A 14665-nucleotide genomic window follows, 5' to 3' on the forward strand; every position below is an offset into this window, starting at 1 on the left:
GCCAATTCCAACCACGAGCTTTCGATTTGTCGTCCCAGCCTTCGGTTTCCATCGTCGTTCCCGTGCGCAACGAAGCCGACAACATTGCGCCGCTGATCGAGGAGATCATGGCGGCGCTCGACGGCCGGTGGGCCTACGAGATCATCTACGTCAACGACGGCTCGACCGATGCGACCGGCGATCGCCTCGCTGCCCTCATGAAGCAGCGGGACAATCTGCGTCAACTCCGCCATGCCAGATCGGGCGGACAGTCGGCGGCGGTGCGCAGCGGCGTGCGCGCGGCGCGTGGCATGATCGTGGCGACGCTCGACGGCGACGGCCAGAACAATCCCGCCTTCCTGCCCGACCTGATCGCTGAGGTCGAGAAGGGAGAACGCGTCGGTCTGGTTGCCGGTCAACGGGTCGGGCGCAAGGATACCGGCTTCAAGAAATTCCAGTCGCGCGTCGCCAACCGTGTGCGCAACGCGATCCTCAAGGACGGCACGCGCGACACCGGCTGCGGGCTGAAGGCGTTCCGGCGCGATGTCTTCCTGATGTTGCCCTATTTCGACGGGCTGCACCGGTTCCTGCCGGCGCTGGTGCGCCGTGAAGGCTACGAGATCGCCTACGTCGATGTGATCGACCGGCCGCGCCATTCCGGCGTGTCCAACTACGGCTTCTTCGACCGGCTATGGATCGGGATCATGGACCTCGCCGGCGTGTGGTGGCTGATCCGCCGCAAGAAGCCGACTCCGGAAGTGACTGAGGTGAAGGCATGATCATTCAATACGGTCAGGCGCTGAGCAACTATCTCTACGACGTCTTCGTCGCCAAGTTCGATTTCTGGCTGGCGTTCGGTCTGATCGCGCAGTTGTTCTTCACCGCGCGCTTTCTGGTGCAGTGGATCGCGAGCGAGCGAGCCGGCAACAGCGTGGTGCCGATGGCGTTCTGGTTCTGCTCGATGGGCGGTGGTTTGATGACGCTGGTTTACGGCGTCGTGAAGCGCGAGCCCGTCATCATCCTCGGACAGGCGCTGGCGACCATCATCTATGTTCGCAACATCATGCTGATCTGGAAGAACCGCGGCAGCGCCTCCAAGACGCTCGATCGCTGATTGAAGGCGGCGCGCTGGCGTGGCACGCCGCGCCAGACGCGGGCAGGGAGCGCGCTCGCAAGTGGAATTCGGCAATCCGCGCCATCCAGGTTCCCCGATCGGCATGCGCAAGCTGTCCATCATCATGTTCGCGTCGGTGCTTCTGGTCGGCCTCGTCTCGCTTGGGCTCGGCCTTTTCGAGTTCGGCAGCACCTTCGCATTTCTGGCGCGAGCCGAGCACACGGAAGCGCGTTTCGCCGGTGCCGTCGCGCGGAGCGGCGGAAATCATGGCGGGACGTTTCTCTATCCGACGTTTCGATTCGTGACGGCGGATGGCCGATCGATGACGTTCACGTCCGCGTCGGGCTCGACCGATCAGCCCTATTCAGAGGGCGAGCGGGTCAAGATCGTCTACGATCCCCGGCGGCCCGAAGATGCGCGCCTGGTGTCGTTCCTGACGTTGTGGATCTCGCCGGTCCTGCTTTGCGGCGCCGGCTTGCTTCTCGCAGGCGGGGCTGTTCTTCTCCGATGGAGGCTAACGGCCGCACGCTAGCTCTTGCCGGCACGGATAGTCGCGCGGCACGGCAGGCGCGATGCCGCGCCCGCAGCCTCACATTGCCGCTTTGAGGGCAGCAAAGCCCCGATCGAGGTCGGCCTTCAGGTCGTCGACATTCTCGAGTCCGATGTGGAGGCGCAGCGTCGGTCCGCCCGGCGACCATTTGGTCGCGGTGCGATAGCTGTCGCAATCGAAGGGAATGACGAGGCTCTCGAAGCCGCCCCAGGAATAGCCCATGCCGAACAGTTTGACCGCGTCGAGCATGGCATCGACCGCTTTTTGCGGCGCGGGCTTCAGCACGATGCTGAACAGGCCGGAGGCGCCGGTGAAGTCACGCTTCCATATCGCATGGCCCGGATCGGTTTCGAGCGCGGGGTGCAGCACGCGCGCGACCTCGGGCCGCGTGGCGAGCCAGCGCGCCATGTCCAGCCCCGAGCGATAATGCTGCGCAAGGCGCACCGACAGGGTGCGCATGCCGCGCAGCGCGAGGAAGACGTCGTCGGGGCCGGCACAGACGCCGAGCAGGCGAATGGTCTCGGCAACCAGCGGCCAGGCCTTCGCGTTGGCAGAGATCGTGCCGAACATGATGTCGGAGTGACCGCCGACATATTTGGTGGCAGCCTGCATGCTGATGTCGACGCCCTGGTCGAGCGAGCGGTGATAGAGCGGCGTTGCCCAGGTATTGTCGTCGATGACGAGCGCGCCGCGCGCATGCGCGACATCTGCGATGGCGCGGATGTCGGGCATCTCGAAGGATTGCGAGCCCGGCGCCTCCACCAGCACCGCGCGGGTCTTGGACTTGAACAGCGCCGCGATGCCGGCGCCGATCAGCGGATCGAAATAGGTGGTCTCGACGCCGTAGCGGACGAGCAGGCCGTTGCAGAAATTGCGCGAGGGACGATAGACGTTGTCGCAGACCAGAAGGTGATCGCCGGCCTTCAGCACGGAGAGCAGGGTTGTCGAGATCGCCGCCAGGCCGGAAGGCGCAAGGCCGACGCCGGCGCATTGCGGGCCCTCCAGCGCCATCAGCGTCTCCTGCAGCGCCTTGGTGGTCGGGGTACCGTGGCGGCCGTACTGGAACTCGCCGCGATGGGCATGCAGGTCCTCGGCGGTCGGATAGAGCACCGTCGAGCCGTGGACCACCGGCGGGTTGACGAACCCCTTCTGCGCCTTGGTGTCGCGGCCGGAGGTCACCAGGCGGGTGTCGGCATGCTGCTGAGAGGGGGCATCGCCCTGCGAAGAATCCATGCGTCTGCTTTCAAAAGTTCGTTTCCGCGACGACGCGCGTGTAACGTCGGCGGGCCGGCGGAGGCCGTATCGTTAATAACAGAACACGGAAGAGTCCCGTCAACCCCTTGACCCGGCTCGCCAGTCGTTCTGTGATGCGCAGGTGCTATTCAGTCGCCGCATGTTGAGGGGCCTGCCGCGACCTTCGATCCATCGCCTGACCGGACCATGCGCCGTAGCCACAACGGCAGCGCCTGCGGCGGGGATTGATTAAGGTGTGGCCCTCCAGGATGGGCGGGTGTTCGGCAATGCTTCCCAGCATGACTCTTGCAAGGACAGCCTTGGCAGAGACGATCCTGAGACAACAATCCTGACCTTGAGAAGACTTTGAAAGGCTTCAGCCCATGAAACGCGTAACTTTGGCTCTTACTGTTGCTCTCGCCGCGGGCCTTTCGGCCCCGGCTGCCGACGCGCAAACGCTCAAGACCGTCAAGGACCGGGGCATGCTGTCCTGCGGCGTGAGCCAGGGTCTGCCGGGATTTTCGTCGCCCGACGACAAGGGCAACTGGACCGGGATCGACGTTGACGTCTGCCGTGCCATCGCGGCTGCGATCTTCAACGATACGACCAAGGTCAAATACGTGCCGCTGTCGGCCAAGGATCGTTTCACCGCGCTGCAATCCGGCGAGATTGATGTGCTGTCGCGCAACACCACCTGGACGATCTCGCGCGACACCTCGCTCGGCGCCAACTTCACCGGCGTGACCTATTATGACGGGCAGGGATTCATGGTGAAGAAGTCGCTCAAGGTCAATTCCGCGCTCGAACTGAACAGCGCCTCGGTCTGCGTTCAGACCGGCACCACGACCGAGCTGAACCTCGCCGACTACTTCAAGGCCAACAACATGAAGTACGAGGTGATCGCGTTCGGCACCATCGATGAAGCGATCAAGGCTTACGAGTCCGGGCGCTGCGATGCCTTCACGGACGATTCGTCCGGGCTCTATGCCAGCCGTTTGAAGCTCGCGAACCCGGCCGATCATATCGTGCTGCCGGAAATCATTTCCAAGGAGCCGTTGGGCCCGATGGTGCGCCACGGCGACGATCAATGGTTCGATCTGGTGAAATGGACGCTGTTCGCGATGATCACCGCGGAAGAAATGGGCATCACCCAGAAGAACGTCGATGAGATGACGAAATCCGATAAGCCGGAGGTGAAGCGGGTGCTCGGCACCGATGGCAATCTCGGCGAACAGCTCGGTGTGACGAAGGACTGGGTCGTGCGGATCGTGAAGTCGGTCGGCAACTACGGCGAAGTGTTCGATCGCAATGTCGGTGCCGGCTCGCCGCTTGGTATTTCCCGAGGCATCAACAATCTCTGGAACAAGGGCGGTATACAGTACGCGCCGCCGATCCGCTGATCGGTCCAGCCGACGGCTGCGGCGATGAGCACCGAGGCCCGCAAACCACCGCCGCAGATCGCGCTGAAGCTGAAGCGCGCGCTCGGGGGCAGGTCCGGCTGGAACGGCGTCGCCGTCCAGCTCGCCTTCGCCGCGATCCTGGCCTGGATCGCCTACGAGATCGTTGCCAATGCGAGCGCGAACCTCGAGACCCAGCACATCGCGGCTGGATTTGGCTTCCTGACCAACAATGCGGGCTTTGACGTCAGTCAGAGCCTGATCTCCTATTCAGGCTCCGACACCTACCTGCGCGTGTTCGTGGTCGGGCTCCTGAACACCCTGCTGGTCTCCGTGATCGGGATCGTCTTCGCCACCGTGATCGGCTTCGTGGTCGCGCTATGCCGGCTCTCGCCGAACTGGCTGTTGTCGCGGGTCGGCGGGATCTATGTCGAGACCATCCGCAACCTGCCACTGCTGTTTCAGATCCTGTTCTGGTACCTGGCGGTGCTTGCGGCATTGCCCAATCCGCGCCAGAGCATCTCACTGTCCGTCCCGGATATCGCTGCGCTCATCCGGGCTATGGCACAGCTTCCGGCCTGGCCTCCTAATGTCGGCATCGCCTTCATCAGCAATCGCGGACTGGTCATTCCCCGGCCGGTCGGCGAGGCGGGCCTCGAGCCGTTCCTTGCCGTCCTTGGCCTCGGCATCGTCGCCTCGCTGGCGCTGCGCCTCTACGCCCGGCGCGCACTGTTCCAGCGCGGCCAGATGATCCACATCTGGCCCTATGTGCTGACCTTCCTCGTCGGCCTGCCGCTGATCACGATAGCGATCTTCGGTCTGCCCTTCACGTTTGAGCTGCCGCAGCTCAAGGGCTTCAATTTCGTCGGCGGCACGCGCGTCATTCCTGAATTCGTGGCGCTGACGGTGGCGCTGTCGACCTATACAGCGGCCTTCATCGCCGAGATCGTGCGCGCCGGCATCCTCTCGGTCCACAAGGGCCAGATGGAGGCTGGCTCGTCGCTGGGCCTCAGCCGCGGGGCGACACTGCGGCTGATCGTGGTGCCGCAGGCCATGCGCGTGATCGTGCCGCCGCTGACCAACCAGTACCTCAATCTCACGAAGAACTCTTCGCTCGCCGTCGCGATCGGCTATCCTGATCTGGTCTCGGTGTGGGCCGGTACGGCGCTTAGCCAGACCGGGCAGGCGATCGAGATCATCGCAACGACGATGGGCGTTTATCTTTTGATTTCGCTCGTCACCAGCGCGATCATGAGCGTCTATGGCTGGCGCCTTAACCGGAGCCTGGGCGCATGACCGATATCACCGCCTCGTCCTTTGTCAGGCAGGATCTGGTTCCGGAACGCCCGGCGCCGGTCAAGACGACGGGCTTCGTCGGTTTCGTGCGCACGCGCCTCCTCAACTCACCGACCAACATCCTGCTCACGATTCTCGGGCTGCTGCTGCTCTGGTACACCGTCATCCCCGCGTTCCAGTTCCTGTTTGTGGACGCGGTCTGGACCGGCAAGGATCGCGCGGCCTGTCTTGCCGAGAAGGCCGGGCATCCGGTCGGTGCCTGCTGGCCCTATATCCAGGCCAAGCTCTTCCAGCTCATCTACGGCTTCTATCCGGAGGCCGCGCGCTGGCGGGTCAACCTGACCTTCCTGCTGGGCGCGGTGCTGCTGCTGCCGCTGCTCATTCCGCGCCTGCCGGCCAAGGGTGTGAACTCCGGGCTGTTCTTCGTCGCCTTTCCCGTGGTCGCGTTCTTCCTGCTCCACGGCGGCGGCATCAAGGGGTTTGGCGTGACCTGGGCGGCCGGCCTGCTCCAGCTTTTCAATGACAGCATCAGCGGCGCCGGTCAGGTGCTGGTCAATCTCGGCAAGAGCTCGGCCTTTGGTCCATTGCTGTGGGCGCTCGGCAATCTCATCGCCCTGCTGGGCACCGTCATCTACTGGGTCATCTTCCCGCTGACCTGGCTGAGCGATCAGCTGCAGGCCTCCGGCCAGGCGGTCTGGATCGACTTCGTCATTACCGCGATCATCGTGTGCGCGATCCTGTTCGTGCTCGGCGGCGGCATGCGGACAGGGCACCGCGCGCTGATCACGGGGCTCGCCACGTTCGCCGGCATGGCCGCGGTGATCAAGCTGATGGACCTCGATCACGGGGGACTTCCGATCGTCGACACAAGGCTGTGGGGCGGCCTTTTGGTGACGCTCGTCATCGCCATCACCGGCATCGTGGCCTCGTTGCCGATCGGCATCGCGCTGGCGCTCGGCCGCCGCTCGACCATTCCGCTGATCCGGATCTTCTCGATCACCTTCATCGAGTTCTGGCGCGGCGTGCCGCTGATCACGGTGCTGTTCTTCGCGACCTACATGCTGCCGCTGTTCCTGCCCGGCAATTTCACGGTCGATGGTCTCGTGCGCGCGCTGATCGGCGTTGCCCTGTTCACCGGTGCCTATCAGGCCGAGAACGTCCGCGGCGGCCTCGCCGCCGTGCCCCGCGGGCAGTCCGAGGCCGCGGCCGCGCTCGGACTGTCCTGGTGGCGGACGACCTCGCTGATCGTGTTGCCGCAGGCGCTGCGCCACGTCATTCCGAGCATCGTCAACAGCTTCATCTCGCTGTTCAAGGACACCTCGCTGGTCTCGATCGTCGCGCTGTTCGACCTGTTGGGCTCGCTGCGTGCATCGTTCGCCGATCCGGTCTGGACCACGCCGTCGACCGCGTTCACGGGCTTTGCCTTCACAGGCATCATCTATTTCATCTTCTGCTTTGGAATGTCGCGCTACTCGCTCTTCGTCGAGCACCGTCTCAACGCCCACCGCCGCAACTGATCGAGATTCCCATGTCAGACAATCAGATCGTCAAGATTTCCGGTCTCAACAAGTGGTACGGTGATTTTCACGTGCTGCGCGACATCGACCTCGAGGTCCAGAAGGGCGAGCGCATCGTGATCTGCGGCCCCTCGGGCTCGGGCAAGTCGACCCTGATCCGCTGCATCAATGCGCTCGAGGAATTCCAGGAGGGCGAGATCGTCGTCGACGGCATCGAGCTCGGGCCGAACCTCAAGCACATCGACGCGGTCCGCCGCGAGGTCGGCATGGTGTTCCAGAGCTTCAATCTGTTCCCGCACCTGACCGTGCTGGACAATTGCACGCTGGCGCCGATCTGGGTGCGCAACATCCCGAAGAAGGACGCCGAGATGACCGCGATGAAATTCCTGGAGCGGGTCAAGATTCCGCACCAGGCCAACAAGTTTCCGGGGCAGATGTCCGGCGGCCAGCAGCAGCGCGTCGCGATCGCGCGGGCGCTGACGATGAATCCGAAGGTGATGCTGTTCGACGAGCCGACCTCGGCGCTCGACCCCGAAATGGTCAAGGAGGTGCTCGACACCATGGTCGACCTCGCCAAGGAGGGCATGACCATGCTGGTCGTCACCCACGAGATGGGCTTCGCAAAGGAGGTCGCCAACCGCGTCGTGTTCATGGACGCCGGCCAGATCATCGAAGCCAACACGCCGAACGAGTTCTTCGCCAACCCGCAGCACGCGCGCTCGAAACTGTTTTTGAGCCAGATTCTGCGCTGATGTCGTAGGGTGGGCAAAGGCGCACTGCGCCGTGCCCACCAACTCTTCAGTACAACAGCGGCGTGCTGGGCACGGTTCGCTTTGCCCACCCTAGAAATCTAAAATTCGAACTATCTTCTCGTCCAGCCGGAAACTATATCGACGCGGCGCGCCCGCCGCTTCACGGCTCCGAAAGCAATCCCTGCGCATCTGGTGCCCAAAAAAGAGGTGCGCCAATGCTCGGTTTCGTGTTCGGCCTCAATGCCCGCCTGGGACGGTTGAAGTTCTTTCTGGCCTCGATGGTCCTCGCGATCGTGATGACCGCGATCTGCTTCGCGGTCGCGATGTCGATCGCGCGCAGCACGTCCCCCGGCATGATCCGGCCGGAAGACCTGATGCGGCACTGGGGGATTGTCGCAGCGATCGTCTTCTTCGCGCTCGCGACCTTCACGCTGCAATCGATGCGCTTCCGCGACATCGGCTGGGATCCGGTTTGCGTGGTCCCGGCCTGGATCGCGCTCATGATCGTCGATTACGTCGTCGCGACCCGGTTTCCGCAGTTCGCGATCGGGCATGAGCATCACGGCACGATCGTCGGCGGTCTCGTCAATCTCGCGCTCACGGTGGCGCTGCTGTTCTGGCCGGGCGGCGAAAGCGACGGCTCGTACAGCAGCCCGGAGCCGCCGCGCTCGACCGCCAGGTCCTCGCTGTCGACCGACCGCCTGGCGCGCATCTCACAAGGCGCGTCGCGCCCAACTTGGGGCTAAACGAACGGCGGCTTGATGTTGCTGCGCTTCTCCAGCCATTCCGGCACCGGCAGGTTCTTGGCGCGCATGAAGTCGGCATTGAACAGCTTCGACTGATAGCGGCTGCCAGAATCGCAGAGCACGGTGACGATCGTCTTGCCTGGTCCGAGCTGCGTGGCGAGGCGCATTGCGCCGACGATGTTGATGCCGGTCGAGCCGCCGAGGCACAGGCCTTCGTGCTGGATCAACTCGTAGATCACCTTCACAGCTTCCTCGTCCGGAATCAGGAAGGCATCGTCGACCTTCGCGGTCTCGATCACGGGCGTGACGCGGCCGAGCCCGATGCCCTCGGTGATGGAATCGCCGGGCGTCGATTTGGCCTGACCGTTCTTGAACAGCTCGTACATTGCAAACCCGTGCGGGTCGGCGCAGGCGTTGACGATGCCCGGGTGCTTCTCCTTGAGATAGCGGCTGACGCCGGCCAGCGTGCCGCCGGTGCCCACCGAGCAGATAAAGCCGTCGATCTTGCCGCCTGTCTGCTCCCAAATCTCGGGTCCCGTCGACTCGTAATGCGCCTTGGCATTGTCGAGGTTGTTCCACTGGTCGGCGAACAGCACGCCGTTGGGCTCGGTCTTGCGGAGCTCGTCCGCAAGCCGTCGGCCGACATGCTGGTAGTTGTTCGGGTTGGCGTAGGGCAGGGCCGGCACTTCGATGAGCTCGGCGCCGCACAGCTTGAGAAAATCCTTCTTCTCCTGGCTCTGCGTTTCCGGAATCACGATCAGCGTCCGGTAGCCGCGCGCGCTCGCCACGACGGCGAGGCCGATGCCGGTGTTGCCGGCGGTCGCTTCCACCACGAGACCGCCCGGCCGCAACTCGCCGCGCTTCTCCGCCTCCAGAATCATCCATTTGCCGGCGCGGTCTTTCACCGACTGGCCGGGATTCATGAACTCGGCCTTGCCCAGAATGGTGCAGCCGGTCAATTCCGAGGCCTGCTTGAGCTTGATGAGCGGGGTGTTGCCGATGGCTTCAACAACGTCGTTTCGAATGGTCATGTCAGGCATTTACCGATCGGTTTCGCAATTCGTGATCGACCCTAAAGGAGGGCTGCCGGGCAGACAAGCCGAGGCTTTGAACTCACATTGCTGCTTTGCGAAGATGACCTGCCGGACGTCGATATTCCCGGACAGGAATCCCGCCTCGCAATAGGAGAGATAATACTCCCACAGCCGCCGGAACCGGTCGTCGAAGCCGAGCGGGATGAGGTTGGGCCACGCCGCGCGGAAGTTATTTCGCCAGGTGGCAAGCGTCTTGGCATAATCTTGCCCAAAGATGCGTTCGCGGATGACGGGAACGCCGAACCTGTCGCCGAACGACTTGAGCACGGCGGGCGAGGGCAGCATGCCGCCGGGAAACACGTAGCGCTGGATGAAGTCGACCTCGCGCCGGTAGCTCTGGAAGAACTTGTCCTGAATGGTGATGGCCTGGATGCCGGCGAGGCCGCCCGGCAGCAGGAGATCACGCAACTGTGCGAAATATTTCGGCCAGAACTGCTCGCCGACGGCCTCGATCATCTCGATCGAGGCGATCCGGTCATAGCGGTCGCGCTCGTCGCGATAATCCTGCAGACGGATCTCGACCTTCTCGGCAAGGCCGGCTTCGTGAATGCGCTTCTGCGCGAAATCGCGCTGCTCGGTCGAGATGGTCAGTCCCACCACGTGCGCGCCAAACGTTTTGGCGGCAAATTCGGCGAAACCGCCCCAGCCGCAGCCGATCTCGAGCAGCTTCTGGCCCGGACGCAGATCGAGTGCCTCGGCGAGCCTGCGGTACTTGTTGGTCTGCGCGGTTGTGAGATCGGTGGTGCTCTCCTCGAACAGCGCCGAGGAATAGGTCATGCTGGGATCTAGCCAGGCCGAGTAGAACGCGTTGCCGATATCGTAATGGGCGTGGATGTTGCGCCGCGCCTGGCGGCGGGTGTTGCGGTTGAACCAGTGCCGGACCATCTGCACGAGGCGCATCAGCGGCTTGTCGCGCAGCATGGCCTGGATCAGGTCGTGGTTGACGCAGAACACCAGAAGGAATTGCGTGAGGTCCGGCGTGTCCCAGTCGCCGGCCACATAGGCCTCTGCAATCCCGATGTCGCCGCCATTGATGAGCCGCGAAGCAAAGCCGTAATTGTGCAGCCGCATGATTGCGTTCGGGCCAGGCTCCAGCCCGCCAAGCCGGATCGCCCGGCCATCGGGCAGAACGACGTCGAGTGTGCCGCGCCTCAGGCGCGAGCCGAAGGCGAGCGCGAGGCGAACAATGCGGGGAAGATCGGCGAGCACCGTCTCCACATTGTCGGGGGTCACCGAGATGGCGTTGGACATTGGCGGATCCATCACCTGAACGGGTTCAGGCTGACCGCGAGCCAGGCGCGCCCATCCCGGCTTCTGTCGCTGGACCCAAGCGCGCCCCCACGGTCAGCGACCAATAATATAGGCGCGCGTTTTGCCTGCCGCCAAGGTGGTTTCGCCGTGATGCTGCCCTGCGACATTCAGTCGTGGTACAGGCGTGTGCCCTTGGGCAATGCGCGCAGCGCTTCCCGATGGATCGGCGCAATCACTCAGCAAGCCAGGGCGGCAGCCTGAGGAGCGATCGCAGCGGCGAGGAAGGTCGGGGCTTGCCTTAAGGCTGCGCAGGCCACGCTGACGTCCGCGACCGGCGGAGCCGGCAAACCTCATGCAGCTTGCGACGGTTGCCTCGCCGACCCGAACAGGTACCGCCGGCGATGCCAGTTCGGAAGACGCGCTTGCACATGCGCCAGCATTCCTGCTCGGGGGACGGACGGACTACGCTGCGCTGCGGATTTCAGTGACGGGCGAAGCCGGCTTCGGCGTTCGGGGGCCGGGGCAGCGGCGATATCACATGAAATCTTGGTAAGCTGATCAAGGCTGCGTGACGTCGCGAAAATGCAAAAGACCATTGCAACACAGGCACAATTTGCATTTTCGTGACCCCGGGATCGCGTCATGCATATGAGCGTTTCGCAGCTGCGGGACTGTCCCGCGGTTCCGCGCCCGGGTAGTATGGGGTTAAGGTTCCAGGAAAGCAGCACTGCTGTGAGCGAGTTACACAAAGGCCCCCGACCGTCCCGCTGCGAATCGGTTACTCCGGTTGCGCGATGGCGGCTCGATCCGCCCGGCAGGGGGTTGATGTGACACAGGAAGTCCCGGCGGTCGCCATGCGGCGATCCCTTGGTTCGGCTTCCCGGACGCTGCGTGCGGCGCGCTGGCTCGCGGTCGCGTGCGTTGCGGCCAGTTCGGGTGCTTGCGTGCTGACCCAGGATCTGCCCGATCCCGCGCTCGACGTTCCCGCAAAATACAAATACGCCGGCAAGCCCGATGCGCCGCCGACGCTCGATTGGTGGCGCGGCTTCCGTTCGACGGAGCTGACGCAGTTGATGGAGGAGGCACAGACCGTCAATCTCGACATCGCGGCCGCGGTCTCGCGCATCGTCGAGGCCGACGCCCAGGCACGGCAGGCGGGCGCGGCGCTGCTGCCGAGCCTGTCGGGCAGCGGATCGGAAACCTATTCACGCACGTCCGGTTCGAGCGCGTCGGGTCTGACCAATGGCGGCCGCGAGGTCGTGAATTATTCAGCCTCGTTGAGCGCGAGCTATCAGCTCGACTTCTGGGGCCAGAACCGCGACGCGCTCCAGACGGCGGAGGAAACCGCCCATGCCAACCGCTTCGACCGCGACGTCGTCGCGCTGACGACGCTCGCCAGCGTCGCTAACGCCTATTTCCAGGTGCTGGCGTCGCAGGACCGCCTGCGGACCGCGCAGAACAACATCGCGAGCGCGCAGCGCATCCTTGATGCCATCAAGGAACGCCGCAAGGCCGGCACCGGCACCGATCTCGACGTCGCGCAGCAGGAGAGCGTGCTGGGCAACCAGAAGGTGACGGTGCCGCCGCTGCGCCAGACGCTCGACCAGAACGTCAACGCGCTCGCCGTGCTGGTGTCACGACCGCCGGAGAGCGTGCGTGTGATGGGCGGCTCGCTGAACCGGATCGCGATTCCCAAGGTAACCCCGGGCCTGCCATCCGAACTGCTGACGCAGCGGCCCGACATCCGCAGGCAGGAGGCCCAGCTCGCTTCCGCCACGGCCAATGTCGGCAATGCCCGCGCGCAGTTCTTCCCGAGCATCCAGCTGACCGGCAATGGCGGCTATCAGAGCTCGGCGCTGGTCTCGCTGTTCCAGCCGCACGCGGCGTTCTTCCAGCTCGTCGGCAGTGCCACACAGCCGATCTTCGACGGCGGCAAGATCCTCGGCAATTTCGAATTCGCCAAGGCGCGGCAGGACGAGTTGCTGCAGACCTACCGCAAGACCATCGTCCAGGCCTTTGCCGATGTCGACAATGCGCTCTATTCGATCAAGCAGACGACGATCAGGTTGCAATTGGAGCGCGAGGTGGTTGCGTCGTCGCGTCGCGCCTTCGATCTTGCCGAGCAACAGTTGCGCGCTGGAACGGCCGACATCGTGGCCGTGCTGAACGTCCAGCAGACACTATTTCAGGCGGAAGATGCGTTATGGCAGGCGCAGCTCGCGCGGCTGCTGGCGATCGTCAGTCTGTACCAGGCTCTAGGCGGCGGCTGGGAGCCGAGGATGGAGAAACCGGTCAATGCTCTTTAAGCCGGATACGAAGGAAGGCGCGAAGGCGGCGCCCACAAAAAAGGCCTCGCGCGGCCGCGGCTTCGTCATGACGCTGATCACGCTCGCGATCCTCGGCGGCCTCTTCTATGTCGGCTGGACCGCGATGCATCAGCAGCAGCAGGCCAATGGCCGCAACCAGCGGCCCGATCTGCCGGTGCCGGTGCTGGCGGCGACGCCGCGCATCCAGGACGTGCCGGTCTATCTCGACGGTGTCGGCGCGATCCGCGCACTCAATACCGTGACCGTGCGCTCGCAGGTCGACGGCAAGCTGATCGCGGTCAACTTCACCGAGGGGCAGGACGTCAAGAAAGGCGATGTGCTCGCCGAGATCGATCCGGCCATCTACCAGGCGCAGTACGATCAGGCGGTTGCCAAGAAGGCACAGGACCAGGCCCAGCTTGCCAACCAGCGCATCGACCTGACGCGCTACGAACAACTTGCCGCCTCCAATGCCGGCTCCAAGCAGCAGGCGGACACGCAGCGCGCGCTGGTCGCGCAGACCGAGGCGCTGGTCAGGGCGGACCAGGCCGCGATCGACAATGCGGCGGCGACACTGAGCTATACCAAGATCGTGGCGCCGCTCTCGGGCCGAGCCGGCCTGCGCCAGGTCGACCAGGGCAACATCATTCACGCTGCCGACACGACCGGCCTCGTCGTGATCACGCAGATTCAACCGATCGCGGTGTGGTTCAGTCTGCCGCAGCAACAGATCACGCGCGTCAACGCCGCCGCGGCCAAGGGCCCGCTCGCCGTCGACGTGTTCGGCAATGATGGTGTCACCGTGATCGACACCGGCAAGCTCACCGGCATCGACAACCAGGTCGATCCGACCACCGGCACGCTCAGGCTGAAGGCCGAGTTTCCCAACGCCAATTACCAGCTCTGGCCGGGCCAGTTCGTCAATGTTCGTCTCAAGGTCGAGACGCTGCCGCAGGCGCTGGTGGTGCCGACATCGGCCGTGCAGCGCGGTCCGATCGGTACCTTCAGCTACGTGATCGGTGAGGGCGATATCGTTTCGGCCAAGCCGGTGACGGTCACGCAGCAGAACGAACATGACGCGGTGATCGCTAGTGGCCTGGCGCCGAACGACCGGGTCGTCACCACGGGCTTCGCCAATCTGTCCGACGGTTCCAAGGTGGTCGTCGGCCGCGACGACCAGACTCCGTCGGCCGATCTGGCCCCGCGCAAGCGCTCGCGCGGATCGCAGGGCAATGACGGAAAGGGCGGTCAGGCCAAGGACGGTCAGAAGGATGGCCAGAAGGATGGTCAGGATCATCCGACCAAGGACGGCTCCAAGGATTGGCAGGAGCGGCGTGCCAAGCGGATGAACGGCGAGGGCGACCAGAAGGGGCAGACCGGGCCGGCGCAGGGGGCTGAATCATCGGGAGGTGGAGCGAAGCAGCCATGAT

Annotated in this window: 13 protein-coding genes; 10 read left to right on the forward strand and 3 right to left on the reverse strand. The window is 64.1% G+C overall.

The window, feature by feature from the left end:
• Nucleotides 1–26: 26 nt before the first annotated feature.
• The 3 genes from AXW67_RS26625 (at nucleotide 27) to AXW67_RS26635 (ending at nucleotide 1625) form a co-directional block, all read left to right on the forward strand.
• Nucleotides 27–758 carry a glycosyltransferase family 2 protein gene (locus AXW67_RS26625; RefSeq protein ID WP_063680297.1) on the forward strand — a complete coding sequence of 244 codons (732 nt, stop codon included), beginning with the start codon at nucleotides 27–29 and terminating at the stop codon, nucleotides 756–758.
• Nucleotides 755–1093, forward strand: coding sequence for a lipid-A-disaccharide synthase N-terminal domain-containing protein (locus AXW67_RS26630; RefSeq protein ID WP_027555194.1), 339 nt, complete (start codon nucleotides 755–757; stop codon nucleotides 1091–1093). The genes AXW67_RS26625 and AXW67_RS26630 overlap by 4 nt, the downstream gene beginning before the upstream one ends.
• 103 nt (nucleotides 1094–1196) lie before the next feature.
• Nucleotides 1197–1625 (forward strand): DUF3592 domain-containing protein, encoded by a 429-nt coding sequence (locus tag AXW67_RS26635; protein ID WP_145927887.1) that lies wholly within the window; start codon nucleotides 1197–1199, stop codon nucleotides 1623–1625.
• Nucleotides 1626–1682: 57 nt separating this feature from the next.
• On the opposite strand, the gene metC is transcribed toward AXW67_RS26635, so the two are convergent.
• Nucleotides 1683–2876 (reverse strand): cystathionine beta-lyase, encoded by a 1194-nt coding sequence (metC, locus tag AXW67_RS26640; RefSeq protein WP_063680299.1) that lies wholly within the window; start codon nucleotides 2874–2876, stop codon nucleotides 1683–1685.
• Nucleotides 2877–3259: 383 nt separating this feature from the next.
• On the opposite strand from metC, the gene AXW67_RS26645 reads away from it, so the two are divergent.
• From AXW67_RS26645 to AXW67_RS26665, 5 genes are all read left to right on the forward strand, one after another.
• Nucleotides 3260–4276 (forward strand): amino acid ABC transporter substrate-binding protein, encoded by a 1017-nt coding sequence (locus tag AXW67_RS26645; RefSeq protein WP_027555191.1) that lies wholly within the window; start codon nucleotides 3260–3262, stop codon nucleotides 4274–4276.
• Nucleotides 4277–4300: 24 nt separating this feature from the next.
• Complete coding sequence (locus AXW67_RS26650; RefSeq protein WP_063680300.1) at nucleotides 4301–5569, forward strand: amino acid ABC transporter permease; 1269 nt, start codon at nucleotides 4301–4303, stop codon at nucleotides 5567–5569.
• Nucleotides 5566–7086: an amino acid ABC transporter permease gene (locus AXW67_RS26655; protein ID WP_063680301.1), complete on the forward strand. Its 1521-nt coding sequence runs from the start codon at nucleotides 5566–5568 to the stop codon at nucleotides 7084–7086. The genes AXW67_RS26650 and AXW67_RS26655 overlap by 4 nt, the downstream gene beginning before the upstream one ends.
• A gap of 11 nt (nucleotides 7087–7097) precedes the next feature.
• Nucleotides 7098–7838 (forward strand): amino acid ABC transporter ATP-binding protein, encoded by a 741-nt coding sequence (locus AXW67_RS26660; RefSeq protein WP_063680302.1) that lies wholly within the window; start codon nucleotides 7098–7100, stop codon nucleotides 7836–7838.
• A gap of 215 nt (nucleotides 7839–8053) precedes the next feature.
• Nucleotides 8054–8584, forward strand: coding sequence for a DUF805 domain-containing protein (locus AXW67_RS26665; protein ID WP_063680303.1), 531 nt, complete (start codon nucleotides 8054–8056; stop codon nucleotides 8582–8584).
• On the opposite strand, the gene AXW67_RS26670 is transcribed toward AXW67_RS26665, so the two are convergent.
• Together AXW67_RS26670 and AXW67_RS26675 are read right to left on the reverse strand one after the other, a co-directional pair.
• On the reverse strand, nucleotides 8581–9615 hold the full coding sequence (locus AXW67_RS26670; RefSeq protein ID WP_063680457.1) for a cysteine synthase A: 1035 nt from the start codon (nucleotides 9613–9615) through the stop codon (nucleotides 8581–8583). The two genes, AXW67_RS26665 and AXW67_RS26670, sit on opposite strands and share 4 nt — an antisense overlap.
• A gap of 9 nt (nucleotides 9616–9624) precedes the next feature.
• Nucleotides 9625–10929 (reverse strand): SAM-dependent methyltransferase, encoded by a 1305-nt coding sequence (locus AXW67_RS26675; RefSeq protein ID WP_245315741.1) that lies wholly within the window; start codon nucleotides 10927–10929, stop codon nucleotides 9625–9627.
• An 854-nt stretch (nucleotides 10930–11783) separates the two neighbouring features.
• Between AXW67_RS26675 and AXW67_RS26680 the strand changes: the two genes are divergently transcribed.
• Together AXW67_RS26680 and AXW67_RS26685 are read left to right on the forward strand one after the other, a co-directional pair.
• On the forward strand, nucleotides 11784–13235 hold the full coding sequence (locus AXW67_RS26680; protein WP_198024814.1) for an efflux transporter outer membrane subunit: 1452 nt from the start codon (nucleotides 11784–11786) through the stop codon (nucleotides 13233–13235).
• Nucleotides 13225–14664, forward strand: coding sequence for an efflux RND transporter periplasmic adaptor subunit (locus AXW67_RS26685; RefSeq protein WP_063680304.1), 1440 nt, complete (start codon nucleotides 13225–13227; stop codon nucleotides 14662–14664). Before AXW67_RS26680 ends, AXW67_RS26685 begins: the two co-directional genes overlap by 11 nt.
• The last annotated feature ends 1 nt before the right edge of the window (nucleotide 14665 follow it).

Origin of the sequence: Bradyrhizobium neotropicale, assembly GCF_001641695.1 — a bacterium.
GTDB classification, from domain to species: Bacteria; Pseudomonadota; Alphaproteobacteria; order Rhizobiales; family Xanthobacteraceae; genus Bradyrhizobium; species Bradyrhizobium neotropicale.

Excerpts from the sequence above, each read along its gene's own strand:
- AXW67_RS26675 (WP_245315741.1), bottom strand. The coding sequence starts at position 10,929 with ATGTCCAACGCCATCTCGGTGACCCCCGACAATGTGGAGACGGTGCTC.
- AXW67_RS26665 (WP_063680303.1), top strand. The coding sequence starts at position 8,054 with ATGCTCGGTTTCGTGTTCGGCCTCAATGCCCGCCTGGGACGGTTGAAG.
- AXW67_RS26670 (WP_063680457.1), bottom strand. The coding sequence starts at position 9,615 with ATGACCATTCGAAACGACGTTGTTGAAGCCATCGGCAACACCCCGCTC.
- AXW67_RS26685 (WP_063680304.1), top strand. The coding sequence starts at position 13,225 with ATGCTCTTTAAGCCGGATACGAAGGAAGGCGCGAAGGCGGCGCCCACA.
- AXW67_RS26680 (WP_198024814.1), top strand. The coding sequence starts at position 11,784 with ATGCGGCGATCCCTTGGTTCGGCTTCCCGGACGCTGCGTGCGGCGCGC.
- AXW67_RS26660 (WP_063680302.1), top strand. The coding sequence starts at position 7,098 with ATGTCAGACAATCAGATCGTCAAGATTTCCGGTCTCAACAAGTGGTAC.
- AXW67_RS26635 (WP_145927887.1), top strand. The coding sequence starts at position 1,197 with ATGCGCAAGCTGTCCATCATCATGTTCGCGTCGGTGCTTCTGGTCGGC.
- metC (WP_063680299.1), bottom strand. The coding sequence starts at position 2,876 with ATGGATTCTTCGCAGGGCGATGCCCCCTCTCAGCAGCATGCCGACACC.
- AXW67_RS26655 (WP_063680301.1), top strand. The coding sequence starts at position 5,566 with ATGACCGATATCACCGCCTCGTCCTTTGTCAGGCAGGATCTGGTTCCG.
- AXW67_RS26630 (WP_027555194.1), top strand. The coding sequence starts at position 755 with ATGATCATTCAATACGGTCAGGCGCTGAGCAACTATCTCTACGACGTC.
- AXW67_RS26650 (WP_063680300.1), top strand. The coding sequence starts at position 4,301 with ATGAGCACCGAGGCCCGCAAACCACCGCCGCAGATCGCGCTGAAGCTG.
- AXW67_RS26645 (WP_027555191.1), top strand. The coding sequence starts at position 3,260 with ATGAAACGCGTAACTTTGGCTCTTACTGTTGCTCTCGCCGCGGGCCTT.